General features: G+C 71.8%; 12 protein-coding genes. 10 read left to right on the forward strand and 2 right to left on the reverse strand.

The window, feature by feature from the left end; genetic code table 11:
- Positions 1-58: 58 nt before the first annotated feature.
- The 3 genes from FCI23_RS59550 to FCI23_RS14170 all read left to right on the forward strand — a co-directional run bounded on the left by FCI23_RS59550 (position 59) and on the right by FCI23_RS14170 (position 2,035).
- Positions 59-256 carry a tyrosine-type recombinase/integrase gene (locus FCI23_RS59550; protein ID WP_322973833.1) on the forward strand — a complete coding sequence of 66 codons (198 nt, stop codon included), beginning with the start codon at positions 59-61 and terminating at the stop codon, positions 254-256.
- A complete protein-coding gene (locus tag FCI23_RS14165; RefSeq protein WP_136723951.1) occupies positions 253-549 on the forward strand; it encodes a helix-turn-helix domain-containing protein in 297 nt (98 codons plus the stop codon). The genes FCI23_RS59550 and FCI23_RS14165 overlap by 4 nt, the downstream gene beginning before the upstream one ends.
- Positions 550-1,081: 532 nt before the next feature.
- Entirely contained in the window at positions 1,082-2,035 is a 954-nt protein-coding gene (locus FCI23_RS14170; RefSeq protein WP_136723953.1) for a Ppx/GppA phosphatase family protein, read from the forward strand.
- A 145-nt stretch (positions 2,036-2,180) separates the two neighbouring features.
- On the opposite strand, the gene FCI23_RS14175 is transcribed toward FCI23_RS14170, so the two are convergent.
- Entirely contained in the window at positions 2,181-3,149 is a 969-nt protein-coding gene (locus FCI23_RS14175) for a hypothetical protein (protein WP_136723955.1), read from the reverse strand.
- 140 nt (positions 3,150-3,289) lie between these two features.
- On the opposite strand from FCI23_RS14175, the gene FCI23_RS14180 reads away from it, so the two are divergent.
- The 7 genes from FCI23_RS14180 to FCI23_RS14210 all read left to right on the forward strand — a co-directional run bounded on the left by FCI23_RS14180 (position 3,290) and on the right by FCI23_RS14210 (position 13,255).
- Positions 3,290-3,697 (forward strand): hypothetical protein, encoded by a 408-nt coding sequence (locus tag FCI23_RS14180; protein WP_136723957.1) that lies wholly within the window; start codon positions 3,290-3,292, stop codon positions 3,695-3,697.
- A gap of 125 nt (positions 3,698-3,822) precedes the next feature.
- Positions 3,823-5,457, forward strand: a complete 1,635-nt coding sequence (locus tag FCI23_RS14185; RefSeq protein ID WP_136723959.1) for a hypothetical protein — start codon at positions 3,823-3,825, stop codon at positions 5,455-5,457.
- A gap of 7 nt (positions 5,458-5,464) precedes the next feature.
- A complete protein-coding gene (locus FCI23_RS14190; protein WP_136723961.1) occupies positions 5,465-8,032 on the forward strand; it encodes a TIR domain-containing protein in 2,568 nt (855 codons plus the stop codon).
- On the forward strand, positions 8,025-9,683 hold the full coding sequence (locus FCI23_RS14195) for a hypothetical protein (RefSeq protein ID WP_136723963.1): 1,659 nt from the start codon (positions 8,025-8,027) through the stop codon (positions 9,681-9,683). Before FCI23_RS14190 ends, FCI23_RS14195 begins: the two co-directional genes overlap by 8 nt.
- Positions 9,676-10,224 (forward strand): hypothetical protein, encoded by a 549-nt coding sequence (locus FCI23_RS14200; protein WP_136723965.1) that lies wholly within the window; start codon positions 9,676-9,678, stop codon positions 10,222-10,224. Before FCI23_RS14195 ends, FCI23_RS14200 begins: the two co-directional genes overlap by 8 nt.
- Positions 10,221-12,713 carry a tetratricopeptide repeat protein gene (locus tag FCI23_RS14205; RefSeq protein ID WP_136723967.1) on the forward strand — a complete coding sequence of 831 codons (2,493 nt, stop codon included), beginning with the start codon at positions 10,221-10,223 and terminating at the stop codon, positions 12,711-12,713. The genes FCI23_RS14200 and FCI23_RS14205 overlap by 4 nt, the downstream gene beginning before the upstream one ends.
- On the forward strand, positions 12,710-13,255 hold the full coding sequence (locus FCI23_RS14210) for a hypothetical protein (protein WP_136723968.1): 546 nt from the start codon (positions 12,710-12,712) through the stop codon (positions 13,253-13,255). The genes FCI23_RS14205 and FCI23_RS14210 overlap by 4 nt, the downstream gene beginning before the upstream one ends.
- Positions 13,256-13,265: 10 nt before the next feature.
- Here FCI23_RS14210 and FCI23_RS14215 read toward each other — a convergent pair whose 3' ends face one another.
- On the reverse strand, positions 13,266-15,422 hold the full coding sequence (locus FCI23_RS14215; RefSeq protein ID WP_169316793.1) for a tetratricopeptide repeat protein: 2,157 nt from the start codon (positions 15,420-15,422) through the stop codon (positions 13,266-13,268).
- Positions 15,423-15,541: the final 119 nt, after the last annotated feature.

The raw sequence follows: 15,541 nt of genomic DNA on the forward strand, positions 1-15,541 counted from the left end.
CCTGCGCAACGGTCTCGACAACGCCGTCGAGGCTCATCTGCCGGGCTGGACGGACAAGTTGACGCCGCACGTCCTGCGGCACTTCTGCGCGTCCCAACTCTACGGAAATGGGCTGCTCGCAATCCAGGAGGTCTTGGGACATTCCTGGATCGCCACCACCATGCGGTATATCCACGTGCAGCAGACCCGGGTCGAGGACGCCTGGGTCGCCGGGATGGAACGGGCCGCGAAGCGGCTGGAAGGACTGGCCCGATGAGGTGGAACCTGCGGCTGACCGCCGCGAACAAGGGTATCTGGAAGGCGTCCGAGCTCCAGCGGAGCCTGGCCGAGCACGGCCTGGTGATCTCGGCCGGGAAGATGTCCGGGCTGTGGTCCGGCCAGCCGGTCTCCCTCAAGCTGGACGACCTGGACGTCATCTGCGTCGTGCTCGGCTGCGAGATCGGCGACCTGCTGATCCCGGAACCGCAGAAGGTCACCCGCCCCGGCGAGGAGGACGTCACCCAGACCGCTGTCGGCGCCGCCGCACCGGCGCCGACGGTGGTGGTCTGACCTGCGGGTTTGGGTGATGTGCGGTATGTGCTTTGTGTGCGCTACGGGCGATATCTTGACGCTGAAATGACGCTCTCGGAGGTGTCTTGACGCTCATTTGACGCTTGTTCTGATAGGGCGTCAGGCTGCCGTGACCTGCTCTGATGCCATGCGCCTGGCTCGAGAGAATCCCCGCCCGCCGACCCGCTGCAGGTCGCCAGTACGACCACCACGGCACCCACCCACCACCGCATCCCAGCGCCTCCCGGCCCGATCCGCTCATGCGATTACCAGCAATGCCCCGCCTTCCAGGAACCGCGCTGGTGCGGGCCTGGGATACGGTCTGCGACGGCTTCCGCGCCGACGGCGCGAACCGCCGCGCCATGGCGGACGGTAGCGATCCGGACCGCCGGAGTGCACCAACTGTGACAGCCTAGTCACGCGATGGGCCGTATTTATGTCGCGCCGTCATGAGGTTGCCGGGAGGATGGGGCAGGGAGTCGGACCGGTCCGGTGCGGACCGGGGTGAGTTCGGGGTCGTGGAGGGGGTTGGATGCGGCAGGCCGGTGTGCTTGACGTCGGGTGCCACAGCGCTCTGCTCACTGTGGTGCGGTGGCGGGCGGGTGCGGCACTGGAGCCGGTGTTCTCCCGCAAGGTGCGGCTGCGGCTGCAGGAGACCCTTGACCGGAAGGGACGGCTGGGCGAGGCCGGGGTGGAGAGCGTGGAGCGGGCGGTGGCCGAGGCGGTGGCCGCTGATCCGGATCTGCGCCTGCCGGAGGTGTTCGCGTTCGCCACTTCCATCATCCGGGACGCGCCCAACCGCGATGAGGTGATCGCGCGGGTGGCACGGGCCACCGGCACCCGGCTGCGGGTGCTGCCGGGTGAGGAGGAGGCGCGGCTGGCCTATGTGGCCGCCCGCCAGTGGGCGGGCCCTGCGGCCGGCCCGTTGTTGGTCCTGGACATCGGCGGCGGCACCGTGGAGATTGCCTCGGGCACGGGGGAACAACCGAGCGCCGTGTGCTCGCTCCCGCTGGGCGCCCGCAGGATCACCCGGGACTGGCTGCCCGGCGGCTCCATCCCTTCCAAGCGGCGCCTGGCCGAGGTACGGCAGCATCTGCGCCGGTCCCTGAACGCGGCAACCGGCCTGCCGCAGGCCGAGCCGGGCTGGCCCGTGCTGGCATGTTCCAAAACCTTCGAGCAGCTCGCCCGGCTCGCCGGCACCCGGGGCACGGCACCACGAGCGCGGCGGCGGCTGAGCCTGCCCCAGCTGCGGGCGGCGGTCCCGCTGCTGGCCGGCGTGGGTCCGGCCCGCCGTGCCAAGCTGCCGGGCATCTCCCGGCACCGCGCCGAGCAGGCCCTCGCGGGGGCTCTGATCGCCGAGGCCCTCATGGAAGCGTGCGGGGTCAGGACCGTCGAGATCTGTCCCTGGTCCACCCGGGAAGGATTGCTGCTCGAACGCCTCGGCGTGCCCCTCACCACATCCCCCCGTCCACGCCTGGCCGGCTGAAGGACCCGGCAGACTGGGGCGTCGGGCCACCGGCTGACGCCGTGAGGCCGCGCCCGCAGCCGATCCCGCCGTCGAGGCCCTGCCCAGCGGTGGCTCAGGGCCCAGGCCACGTCCCTCGCCAACCGGGCGGGGACACGGAACGGGATCAGGGGCAACAAGTAGCCGCAGGGGCCCTGTGGGTCTCGGTGGAGCCGGTCAGTACCCACGGGTCAGGGAGTGGCAGCGGCGGGGCTTGGGACGCAGGGGTGGGGGCGCAGGCACAGGGCATCGTCTGCAGGTACCAGTCCCCGTGTCGTGGGCAGCCCTGCCCGCCGGGGTCGGGTTGCCCTGCCTCCGCGGGGGCCTCGTTGGAGCCGTAGCAGTAGGTGCGCAGCGGCGGCTGGGAGTCGTGCGGGGCCAGGGTGCCGTCCCGGAGGGGCACGACGCGGTTGCAGCGGGCGCAGCGGCCGTACGGGATCTCTGCGGTGTCGCTCACGTGGTTCCTCGGGGCCTTGGGCTTGTACTGGGCGATCGGGCGCAGGTCCACAGCGGCGGGCCGGAGCCCGGCCAGGCTGCTGAGCTGGCCGGTTCTGCTCTTCGGGTTGGGGAACCGCTCGACCAGGTGCGCGAGGTGGACCTCGACCACCTCGCGGGTCAGGGCCTCGGGCCCGTTCCGCAGGGAGGGGAACGACTGGGCGAACAACGTGATCGCGCGGATGTCGGCGCCGACGGTGGCAAGGGCGACGCCGGTGGACATTCGCCAACGGGCCCAGCGTTTGGTCAACTGCCGCAGCCAGAGCGGCTCGATGCCGGTGAACCGGAACCGGGCATCGCGGCCGGGGAAACCCAGACGGCGCAGAAGCCAGACGTCGCGGGGGAACTCCGCGTCCCAGCCGACGCCTTCTTCGACGTCGCGCAGATAGCCGATGGCGTCCAACAGAAAGCGGCGCTCGATGTGGCCGCGCTCGTTGGAGAAGCCCAGATATGTCATCCAGGCTTCGGGGCTGCGGTCCAGGAGTGAGGTGGCGCCGGCCGCGGGCAGCGCCCGCAGCAGTCGTCGGATGGAGTGGGGCCGGGTGATGGTGCGGCGTTCGTCGACTCGGCACTGGATCGCGAAGGCGACCCCGCAGATCAACTCAACGGCCGGATCCTATATTTGAGCCCCACAGGGTCAGGGCACGGGCAGCGCGGCGGGATGGCGAGGTCCCGCAGCCGTGTGTCGCGATGCCAGGTACTCTGTTGGTCACGGAGCGCGTGAGTGGCGAAGGGGGCCGTATGGATGCGGAGTTGGCCGCGCTGGCCGCGTCGGGGGCCACTACGGTCGTGCAGTTGATGGCTCAGGACGCCTGGACGACCGTCAGGGAGCGGGTGTTGGCGCTCTTTGGCCGTGGGGCGGCGGACAGGACGGAGTCGGTCAGGGCCGCGCTCGACGAGGCGCGGATCATCGTCGCGTCGAGCGGCGGGCGCGACGACGATCCGCGCCTGGTCGCGCTCACCTCCGACTGGCGGGAGCGGTTGCTCGTGCTGCTGCAACAGGAACCGGCGCTGGCCGAGGAGTTGCGGGCACTGGTGGCGCACGCGACCGATCAGCCGGGCTCCGTGCACAACGTCATCACCGGCGCCAAGGTGCGAGGCCCAGTGATCCAGGCCCACACCATCACCGGTGACCTGCGCTTCGGCTGATCGCCACAACGGGCCACGCGGCACACGCTGTTGACGGGAACACGGGCACGAGGGGGCGGGTCGTGGAGCAGCGGCGATCGGAGCATCCGGCAGCGGACGGTCAGGCAGCGGGTCACCTGGCGAGGTTGTTCCTCGGTCCGACCCATGGGGGCAGTCGTGGGGCGTATCTGCCGGGTGGCTTCGACCTCTATCTGCGCGGCCGGGGCGACGACGCCGAACGACTGGTCCATCATCACGAAGCGCAGCACGTCCTGTTGACCGACACCACCGCGTGGGGTGCCGCTCTCGTCCTCACGTCGCAGGTGCCTCAATGGGCTCAGTTGTTCAACCAGTTGCTGGAGCTGTGTCGCACCACGCACGAGTCGTTCGCGACGTACATGAGTTGCAGCGTGGTCGCGGCGAGCACCGGTTCGCCCGAGGCGGCGCTCGCCTCGTACCCGGACTACGTGGGTCTGGTGGATCGGCTCGACCGCCATCTCGCCGCGATTCCGGGAGAACACCGGCGCTCCCTCGCGGCGACGGCCCTGGCGCGGGCCTGTATGCAGACGCCGGTGATCGGACAGATGGCCGCGGCCTGGCCGCAGGCGTTGACACCCGGCGAGCTGCGCGAGATCGACGTACCGGACGGGCGTCTTCGCACCCTGTACCGGGACCCGGCCGGGCTGCCCGTCGACGTGGTGGCGGCGGCCGACGAAGCGGTGGTGGCCGAGTTCGGGCCGCAGCCCCTGTCCGCCGACCTCCCCGGTGCCGGGGCGGCCGCGCTCGACGACCGCTTCGACGAGGCATGGGCCCGGTGGGAGGACACCGTGTTCGCAGGGCTCGCGGCCCGGCTGACCGAGGCGGGAGCAACGGTGCTCGGCAGTCACGAACATCTGCCCGCCGCAGCCGAGTTGGTGGCACGGGTCGCCGTGACCGTTCCCGGACTGCGGCTGACCGTCGACCTCGATCCGGACCCGCCGGACAGGCGCATGGTCGCCCAAGTGCTGCGCCAGGCCCGCCTGTGGCTGACGACGGAGCCGCGGCCTGCGCGTCTGATCACGTTCGGGCAGGACGTCGATCCGGAAGAGGTGGTGCGGGTCGTGGACGCGACCACCCGGGTGGCCGGGCGTCCGAACGTCGTGTTCGGGGCGCGCCTGCCGACCCGGCTGCTGGACGGTTACGCCTTCCCGGAGAGCGACCGCGCGCGACTCGCCGGTCTCGACGGGCCGGTACTCGCGATCCGGACCCTCGCCGACGACGGCACCGACCGCGACACCGACGCCGTCTGGCACGTCCGGCTCAGCGATCCGGCGGACGTCGCGGAGCTCATCGCCGCCTGGGACGGCGGCGCGGACGTGACGTGCTGCGTGGCCGCGAGCTGTCTCTCCGACGAGCGGTGGCGCACACGGTGGCTGCCCGTCCTCCAGGACGCGGCACCCGTGATCTGGCTGATCGACGTCCCCGTGGCGTCCCTGGCCGGTGAGTTCACCGGGGGCCGGACCGTGCACGGCATCTACCTGGATCTCGGGGCCAACCCGACCGGTGCGCGACGGGCGGTGGCCTTCAAGGTGTCCGGGCAGACGGGGGCGTGGCTCGCGGTGGCCGACGACGTCGGCATCCAGTTGCTGACCGGGCAGTTGGCGGACCTGCCGGGCATCGATCTGCGGATGACGGGCGCCAACTGGACGGGCGCGGTGCCCGCCCTCCGGCTGGTCCTGCTCGACCTGCTGCGGACCGAGTCGTACGTCGATCTGCGCGCCCTGGTGGACCACGGGAACTGACGGGATCATGCCGGGAATCTTCCTCAGTTACCGCAACATCGAGCGGTCGTACGCGCCGATGCTCGTCGATCGTGAACTCTCCCGCCGGTTCGGCCCGGAGAACGTGTTCCAGGCCGGTCGGTCCAATCTGCCGGCCGTCCACTTCCCGACCGAGATCGACCGGCGGGTCGACGAGTGCGACCTGCTCATCGCCCTCATCGACCGGCCGTGGGTGGGCGAGGACCTGCATCTGCTGCGGGAGCCCGGCGACTGGGTCCGGCGGGAGATCGCCCGCGCGCTGGGGCAGGGCAAGCGGGTGCTGCCCGTGCTGCTGGACGGGGCGGAGATGCCCAGGACGGCAGAGCTGCCCGCCGACATCGCGCCCCTGACGCGGAACATCGCCCTGCGGATGCGTCCGCGTACCGTCGACACCGATCTGCTGCGGCTGATCGGTGAGGTGGAGCGGCTGGTACCCGAACTCGTCCTGGTGACGCTCATGGACTCGGCCCCGCCCAAGAACGTCGGCGGGCCCGCTCTGCTCCGCGCCGAGCACCAGGTCCTCCCGTTCCGGCACCGCGGCGAACTCGACCTCCTGGCCGAGTGGTGCTCGGCGCCGGCCGGGCCACCGGTCAAGCTGGTCGTGGGTGCCCTGGGCGCGGGCAAGACCCGGCTCGGGCTCCGGCTGGCCGCACAGGTGCGCGGGTCGGGCCGGCCCGGCGGGCTGCTGTCGGTGACCGCTCCGGCGGAGTGTCTCGATCGGCTGGGAGAGATCGGCAGTCCCTGCCTGGTCGTCCTCGACGACGCCGAGGCGCGTCCGGTACAGGTCCGCGCGGCGCTGCGCTCGCTCGCCGTCGCGCCCGAAGCCCCGGCCCGGCTGCTCCTGTTGGCGCGCTCCGGCGGTGACTGGTTGGACGACCTGCGCGACGACGCCGACGACGCGGTCGCGGACCTCGTGGACAGCATCGTGCCGCTGTCGCTGGCACCGCTGCGGCCGGCCGAGGGGGACTTCGCCACGGCGTGCGGCGCGTTCGCCCGGCATCTCGGACTGCCCCTCCCGTCCCTCCCCTCCGATCGGCCGGAGACACCCACCCTGCTCGAACTGCAGGCCGCCGCTCTCACCCATGTCCTGTCCCCCGACACGCCGTTGGACCGACCCCTGCGCCGGATTCTGGGGTTGGAGCGGGCGTACTGGCGCAAGGCGGGGACAGCGTTCGGGCTGCCGGTGTCGAGCGATCGCGTCCTGGCGGAGGTCATGGCGACGGTGACGCTGTTCGGTGCGGCCTCCGAGCCGGAGGCGGATGGCCTGCTGACCTCCCTGCGGGCGTTCCGGGGCGGGCCGGTGCATGCCATCGACTCCTGCCGCGACCTCCTGCGCACCGTGCTGCCGGGGCCGGCTCCGCTGAATCCGCTGCAACCGGAGCAGTTGGCGCAGGAGTTCGTGGCGGAGTTCCTGGACTCCGACTACCGGCTCGCGGACCTCCTGGACGGTGTCTCCGACGAGCAGGCACGGCGGGCCCTGCGGAACCTGGGCCGGTGTCTGGAGCGTCATCCCCGGATCAGTGGTCCCGTCGAGGACTTCCTCGCCGCGGCCCCGGGCCGACTGCTGCCCCTGGCGTTGACGGTGCTGCCCTCCGTACCTCAACCCCGGCTCCTGGTCTCGGCCATGTCCGGCGCCCTGGGCCGCACCCCCCAGGGCGAACTCCCCGCCGTAGTCGATGCGTTGCCACTGCGCAGCGACGCCCTGGCCCGGTTTGCCGTGGACGCGACCGAGCGCGCCCTCGGCGCACGAGACGCCGACGCGGGTGACTTCACCACGGCCCGGCTGGCCCGTCGGCTCTCGGTGCGGCTGACCTACCTCGGGGAGCGTCCCTCGGACGCCGTGGAAGCGGCTCGTTCGGCCGTAAGAGCCCTGACCGCGCTGACGGTCAGGGAGTCGGCACACGTGGAGTCCGTGGCCGCGGGCTCGGGCCCGGGCTCGGTCAACGCCGAACTGGCCGAGGCGCACGCCGCGTTGGCACTGGCGCTCGACCTCGATCCGTCGTCCAGGGACGAGGCTGTCGCGGTCGGTGAGACGGCCGTTACCCAGTACCGCGCTCTGCCGGGCGGGGACCGGCACGGCGCGGCGCTGGCAACAGCCCTGCACAACCAGTCGATCCGGCTCCGCCGGGTCCGCGCGATGCCGGCGGCCCTCGCGGCCGCGACCGAGGCCCGCCAGCTCGTCGAGCCCCTGCACGCGGAGCGGCCGACGCGATTCCGGTCGCTGTACGCGGACGTCCTAGACAACCTGTCGATCGTCACCCATCTGACGGGCCACCCCGAAGAGGCCGAACGGCTCGGTCGCGAAACCCTCGCCCTGCGCCGCGCGTTGGCCGCCGCCCGACCGGACGCCTACCGATCACAGTTGGCGGGCACGCTGTTCAATCTCGGTCTTCTCTTCACCGAGAACGAGCGAAAAGGGGCGGAGGCGAGGCAACTGTGGGACGAGTCGCTCTCGATCTACGATGCTCTGTCCGTTCGTCGGCCGGGGCACTACGACGAGCCGCGTGACCGTGTCCGCGCCCACCTCGACCGTCGGAAGGCGGACCACGATGACTGACCATCTGGCCCGGCTGTGCTTCGAGGGGCTGGGCAGCACCGGCCGCTACACCCCGCACGCTTACACCCTGCGGCTCCAGGGCGTCGAGCAGTCCACCGACCACGTGGTCTACTTGCACGAGGTGCATCACGCGACGCTGAACGACGTCACCGCCTGGGGCAGCGCGTTACACGTCTACGCACGCCTCCCCGCAGCCGCGGGCCAGGCCTTCGTCCACCTGCTGGACGCCTGCCGCACCACCCATGAATCGCTGGCCACGTTCGCGAGTGTGCGGCTCGCCGCCGCCCGGCACGGCGTGCTGGACGGCGTGCTCGCCGCCTATCCGGACTACGTGGGGCTGTACGACACGGCCACGCGGCTGGTCCAGGAGATTCCGGGGCCCGGTCGCAAGCAACTGGCGGTGAGCGCCCTGGCGCGGCTGTGCATGCAGACCCCGGTCCTCGACACCGTCGACGAGGTCGGTCTCGAAGCGTTCCGCCTTGCCGACGTGCCCGACGCGGACCGGCCCGACAGCCGCTGGAGATGGTTCGTCCGCCAGGGCCCGGCCGCGCTCGCCGCCGCGGCCGAGGCCGCCGATCGCATGCTTGCCGAGCGCTTCGGCCCGGCCGCGCTGGCCACCGACGGGCCCGACGGCGACCTGTACGAGTCGACGGCAAGCGTCCACGATGCCACGTGGGACGCCTGGGAGGAAGCGGCGTACGAACATCTGCGGTCCCTGATCGGCGCGACGGGGGCCCGCACGCTGGACCTGAACGGCCATCGGGAGAGCTCCGAGGCACTGATCAGCTCGGTCGAGGCGGTCCACGGCGACATCGGGCTGCGCGTCCCGATGAGCGACGAACAACGGCAGGACGACGCCGCCGTGGCCAGTTCGGTGCTCCAACAGGTACGGCACGACCTCGCCGCGGGAGACCGGCACCGGGCGCGGCTGCTGGAACGGACGCCGGCCGACCTGGTGGACGTACTCGCGCGGCGGGCCGTGCACGGCGACCGGCCGGCGCTGATCGTGGACGCCCGACCGGTCCGGCGGCTCGCGGCTCTCTACCGGTGGCCGGACGACACCCTGCCGGAGCCCTCGGGCGAGCCTCTGGTCGCCGTACGCGCTGTCGTCGACCACACAGAAAACGACACAGAGGACGGCACAGATCCGGACAAGGTCGTCGGACACGCGCTCGTGCCGGAGCCGGACGCGCTGCCCGAACTGGCCGAGCGATGGGGTGGCCGCGGCCCGCTCGCCGCCTGTGTGAGCGCGAGCTGTCTGGTCGACACCGCTTGGACGCGGCGCTGGCTGGAGCCGCTCGGCGCCCTCGGGCCGCTGTTCGTGCTGGCCGACGTGGAGCCCGACCGGTTCGTCCCGGCCTGGGTCAGGGACGACAGACAGGTCAACGCCCTCACGATCACCGTGGAGGAGACCGGCCGCCGCCGCGCCGCACTCCTGTTCACCGCGGGCACCGCCTGGTGGCTGGTGCTGGCCGAGGACGTCACCGTGGCGCTCATGGTCGAGTACCTGGGCAGGCGGCTCGGCCCCCGGCTGAGCAGCGACCTCGCACCGTTCGAGCCGGTTCGTGACGCCGCCACGGCGGTGATCGGCCATCTGCTCGCCACCGAATCGTTCGTGAGCTTCGACGCGCTGGGGAGCGGCCATGTCTGATCCGCTCGACCCGGTCCTCAAGGGTGCGGACGTCGACGCGCAACTGCTGCGGCGCGCCGAGCTGGAAGCGGTCGGGCGAACCGTCAGCGGCCTCGACCCGGACGAGTTCATCGACGCCGTCACCCAGGTCTGCGCCCGGTCCTGGGACGACGAACGCACCAGGCCCCCGGGCTACTTCGAGATCCACGGCCAGAACTGGTGGATCGACACGTCCGGGACCGAGAACCGGCGCGGACTGCTCCACGCCGTGACGGCGGCCGCGCTGGTGGACGCCATCGGACTCCCCCGCAGCACCGCCTGGGTGGCCCGCGTCCTCGCCGGCGTACTAACCGTCCAATCGATCAGCGGGAGCGCGTCGACCGGGCTGTGCTTCGTCCTCGAACGGCACGACGCGAGCCCGCTGCCGGACCATCTGGCCCATGACGTCCACCCCGGCGACTACGCCGAGTTCGCCACCGCGGTCGCGACCGCCGCCGAGGTGCTGTCCCTGTCCGTCGGCGGCTCGATCCGGTTCACCGACCCGCCCCGGCCCGCGCCATGACCATCTCGTCGCCGGACGCCGGCGAACCGCCGTACGACATCTTCATCTGTTACGCCTGGGACGACTCCAAGCAGTTGGCCGACGAGCTTCACCAGGCGCTGACCGAGGTCGGTCTGAACGTCTTCCAGGACGAACCGAGCATGGACGACTGGGACGAGATGGCCCCCGAGATCCGGGCAGCGCTCCTCTCGTCGCGCACGCTGCTCCCGTTGGTCAGCCCGGGTTTTCCGCGCAGCCCGCACTGCCGGCAGGAAGTGCACCTCGCGCTGGACTGCGCCTTCCGGCTGGGGCGCACGGACCGGGTCATGGCTGTGACGTCCGGGGTGCGGCCGGACGACATCCGGCCCAGCGAGCTCAGCCGGTACCGCACCCCGCGCCAGGGCAGGAGCGCCCGGGAGCTGGCCGTCGGCATCGCCGAGCGGGTGCGCGCGCTGGCGGCCGAGGACGACCGCACCTTCGGCGACGCTCCCCTGCCGTCGTCCCCCGACTGGTTCCCCGAACATCTGCCGGGCGGTCGGCACTTCCACGGCCGGCACGCCGAACTGTGGGAGATCCACGAGGGGCTGCGGGCCATGGACAAGGCCCGGAACATGGGACATCCCGTGGTGTCGGTGAGCGGTGTGGGCGGGCAGGGCAAGACCGCGCTGTGCGCCCAGTACGCCCGGCTGTTCGCCCTGGACCACTCTGGCGGTGTGTTCCTCGTCCGGCTCTCCGGCAGCGACCGGCGCGTCCGGGCCTCGCCGGACGCGGTGCGCGCCCAGTTCACGGAAGGGCTTCGTGCCATCGGGCTCAAGCTCGAGCTGACCGCCGACGAACTGGGGTCGGACCGTCTCCCCGGGGCGCTGCGAACCAGGTTGAAGAACCTCGCGCAGCCGTATCTGTGGATCGTGGACGACATCCCCTCCGGCTTCGACGCGGAACTGCTCCCCGAGTTGTGCGCGCCGACCGGGAACGGCAGGACGCTGCTGACCACCCGCGGACGGTTCACGAAGGGGGTGTCGGCGGAGATCGTGCTCGGCGGCCTCGATCCGCACGACGGACTGTCCTTGCTGACCGGTCACCGTCCGCCGGCGGCACGTGCGGAGACGAGGGCCGCGAGGCTCCTGACCGAACTCCTGCACGGCCACCCCCTCGGCCTGACCCTGGCGGCGGGGCTGACGACCCAGGACGACTTCGAGGGATACGCCGAGCTGTACCGACAGCTCGCGACGCCGGATCCGGAGGACGACCTGCTGGAGCTCGTCCAGTACCTGAGGGCGGAACTCCCCGCCGGGTACGCGCGGCCGTTCGCGGCGACCATGCTGCGCAGTTTCCGGGGGCTCACCGACGCGGGCCGCGACGTGCTGTCCGCCGTCGGTGTCCTGGCGGCCGAACCGGTGCCGCTTACGCTGCTCGACGAGATCATCGCCGGGTCCGGCGCTCCCGGCGGACCGGCGCGCGTGGCGGACGGCCTCGCACACGCGGTGCGCCACGGACTGGCAGAACTGACGGAATCGACGGATCTGACGGAACTGACGGACGGTCCGGACGACACACCGGACTCCCGTGCCTGCGCGGTGCACCCGCTGGTCGCCCGCGCGACCCGTGTGCTGAATCCACCGCCGACACGGCGAAAGCTCCGCGACGCGGCCGTGGTCGCGCTGACGCAGGCCCTCAGTGCCACGCGGCACTCGTTCACCCACCGTGCGGTCGCGCGCAGTCTGCCGCACGTACGAGCGGTGACGGGACTGCTGGCGGGCACGGACCAGTGGAGTATCGGCGCCGACGAGAGGTATCTGCTCGACGAGGCCGGTCGGGCGTACGAACAACTGGGCGACGGAGAAGCCTCGTTGCGGCTCTACGCCCCGCTGGCCGAGGCCTGCGAGGAAGCACCGGAGTGCGACGAGTACACCCGGCTCGTCGTCCGGCTCCATCTCGCCTCGGCCCACTTCCGGTACGGGCAGTTCTCGGCGGCGCGCAGTCTCCAGGAGGACGTCGTACCCCGGATGCGGGCCCTGCTCGGGCCCGCGGCACGGGAGACCCTCACCGCTCAGGACAACCTGGCGAACACCCTCGGCGCCCTCGGCCAGCACGAGGCGTCGCGCCTGCTGCACACCGAGGTCTACCGGGCGCTGCGCGACGGGACGGGACCGACGGACGCCGACACACTGCGCGTACTGGGGAACCTGGTCATCGCCGTGGGAAGGTGCGGCGACACCGACGCGACACGCCGACGGATGCGGCTGACCGCCGTCCGGTACGCCCGTGGGGCCCACGTCCTGTGGCGGCGCGCCGCGAAGGCCAAGGGGCCGAAGTCCTGGGAGGCACTGGGCGCGCTCGACATCATGAACACCCTCGGGAAGAACCTTCTGGCGCTGGGGAAGAAGGACGAGGCACGCGACGCCTTCCGCACGGTGTGGGAGGGGCGGCGAGCGGTTCTGGGAGAACACCACCCGGACACCCTCGACGCCTGGGAGAACACGATCATCGCGGAGGAAGGTCTGTCGTGACATCGGAACAGAACGGGGTCGCCGGGAGCAGGAACCCGTATGTGGCCGTCTACGCGCAACGGCTCGATGTGCAGGGCGCCGGGCATCCCGGCACCGTGGCGACACTGCTGAACGTGCTGGGACATGGGCTGTCCCACTCCGCCGGCCAGGACGCGACAGCGGCGAACCGACCGGTGCCGAGCGAACTACCGCCAGGAACCGGCCCGGAGGGGGTCAGGCTGGAGGGGGATCACGTCGACCTGCTGGCGGAGGCGCTCGAACGGGCCGTAGCGCTGCAGGAGGAGGAGACGGCGAGCCATGGGCCCGATCATCCGCGGGCGCTGCTGGCGACCTGTCTGCTCGCGCACGCGCTCGCCGCCGCGGACCAGTTGGACGGACAGCTGGAAGCGGCACAGGTGCTGATCGACGACGCCCATGACGGACTGGTCGAACTCGCGATGTCCCCGGGAGCCGTCGACCCCGACGCCGTGCGGATCGCCGAGGCGCTGCACCAGTGGATCCACGGCCGGATCGAGGACGGCGACGACGAGTCCGACGAGTGAACCGTCCCCCTTACCGGTCCAGCGTCGCCAGGTCCGCCGCGACCCTGTCGGCCTTCGCGGTCCCGAGCCCTTGGTACAGGGCCAGGGCCTGCGTCCAGTGACAGCGTGCCGCCTCGGTGTCGTGGCGGGCGGCGGCCACGGCACCGAGTCGGTGCAGCGCCCGGGCCTCCTCGTAGGTGCTGCCGCAGCGTCGGGCGACGTCGAGTGCCCGTAGGTATGCCTCCTGAGCCCGGTCGTCCTCGCCCGCCCGGTGCAGGACGAGACCCAAAGTGCTGAAACCCTTGGCCGCCTCCTGGTGGAGGTCCAGATCGAGGAAGCCGTCCAGCGCCTCCTCGACATGGCGCACGGCGTCGGCGAAGCGGCCCAGTCCCAACTCGTTGAGTGCGATGGCCCGCAAGGTGATGGCGATCTTCCGGGCGTCCGCCTCCTGCCGGTAGAAGTCCAGCGCCCGGTGGTTGTCCCGCAGGGCTTCCGCGTACTTCCCCTGCCCCCGAAGCATGACGGCCCGGTTGGCCAGCATGTCGCTGAGCCCGTGCCGGTCCCCCACTTCCTCGTAGAGCCGCAGGGCGCACGCGTAGTGCTCGGCCGCCTCGTCGTGCCGACCCCTCTCCAGCATCGCTCGTCCGAGGTTGTTGTGGGTGGTGGCCTCCGCGCCCCGGTCTCCGGAACGCCGGCAGGCGGCCAGGGCGAGCGAGTGCGTCTCGATCCAGTCGTCCCAGCGCTTCGTCAGGAAGAAGTAGCCGCGCAGAACATAGGCCAGCTGCCAGCGCCGTCCGTCCAACTCCGGTCGGTCCAGGCGGCACAGAGCCACCAGGTTGCGCCGCTCCTCGTCGAGCCAGCTCAACGCGTCGCCGTAGTCGTCGATCCGGGGTCCCGGTGAGGGCACGCCGTCGAGTGGCATCCGGTACCGATGCCTGTTCAGGACGCGGTCGGCTCGGTCGGCGGTGTGCAGGTAGTAGTCGAACAGACGGCACAGCGAGGCCTGCCGGGCGGTGTCGTCGTCGAGGGCCTCGCCGAGTTCGCGGGCGTAGACGCGCAGCAGGTCATGGATGTCGAAACGGCCGGGGGCGGACTCCGCGATCATCTGGGCCCGCGCCAGCCGCATGAGCAGGGCTACGGCCGTCCGGTGGCCGGTGCCCGCGCCGTGGCCGGTGTCTGTGCCGATGCCCATGAGGGCCGCCGCGGCGTACGCGTCGACGCCGTACCCGGGATGGAGTCCCAGCGCGCGGAAGAGCCCACTGTCCGCGTCCCCCAGCCGGTGATAGGACCAGGAGAAGACCGTCCGCACGGCGGAGCGTGGGTCGTCGCCGGAGTCGAGCACGTCCAGCCGGGTCCGTTCGTCGTCGAGTTCCGCGGCGAGCGCGGTCAGTGGGAGCGTCGGCCGGTCGGCGGCGTGCTCCGCCGCGATCCGCAGGGCCAGGGGAAGGCCCGTGCAGCGGCGCGCCAGCGACGCCGCGGCCTCGCGCTCCCGGGAGACCCGCTCGCCCAGGCTCTTCTCCAGCAACTCGACCGCGTCGTGGGCCGGCAGCCTGCCCACGGAGAGGAGTTTCGCCGCGTACTGCACCGCCAGACCCGTCAGTGGCTGGCGGCTGGTGACGACCACGACCGAGGAGGACGCCCCCGGCAGCAGGGGGCGCACCTGCTCCTCGGACGCCGCGTTGTCCAGCACGATCAGCAGCCGGCGACCGCTGACGGCGGTCCGGTAGCGCGCCGCACGGTCCTCGAGCGTCGTGTCGCTCTCGGATCCCGTCTCGTCCAGCGCCCGGAGGAACCCGGCCAACGCGGCGTGGGCCGGCACCGGTTGTTCAGGACCGTATCCGCGCAGATCGACGTACAACTGGCCGTCGGGGAACGCGTCGACCACCCGGTGGGCCCAGGCGACGACGAGCGCCGTCTTGCCCACGCCCGCAGTGCCCGACACCACGGCCAGGGCGGGCAGTGGGGAAGCGTCCGCCACGACGGCGTCAAGCCATGCCGACTCCGCCGTCCGGCCGGTGAAGCGCCGTGTCCCCATGGGGAGTTGTCGGGGTACCGGAGCGGCGGTGCGCTCGGCATGGATGTGCACGTCGCCGCGGATCACACCCGTCTGTACGACGGTGCCTGCCCGTCCGTCGAGCCGGTTCTCCACACCGGGCAGGTGCGGACCCGCCCTGTCGTCGCGCGCCATTGGTCCCCCTCCCACGGTGCCGGCGGCTCGGTCCACTCCCGGGGAAGCTCGCTCCAGCGGCTCAGGACGGGCGTGGACGGGCCTTCCCAGACATACCCCTCGACGGGGATCGACAGTCC

This window comes from Actinacidiphila oryziradicis (genome assembly GCF_005047355.1).
Classification (GTDB): domain Bacteria; phylum Actinomycetota; class Actinomycetes; order Streptomycetales; family Streptomycetaceae; genus Actinacidiphila; species Actinacidiphila oryziradicis.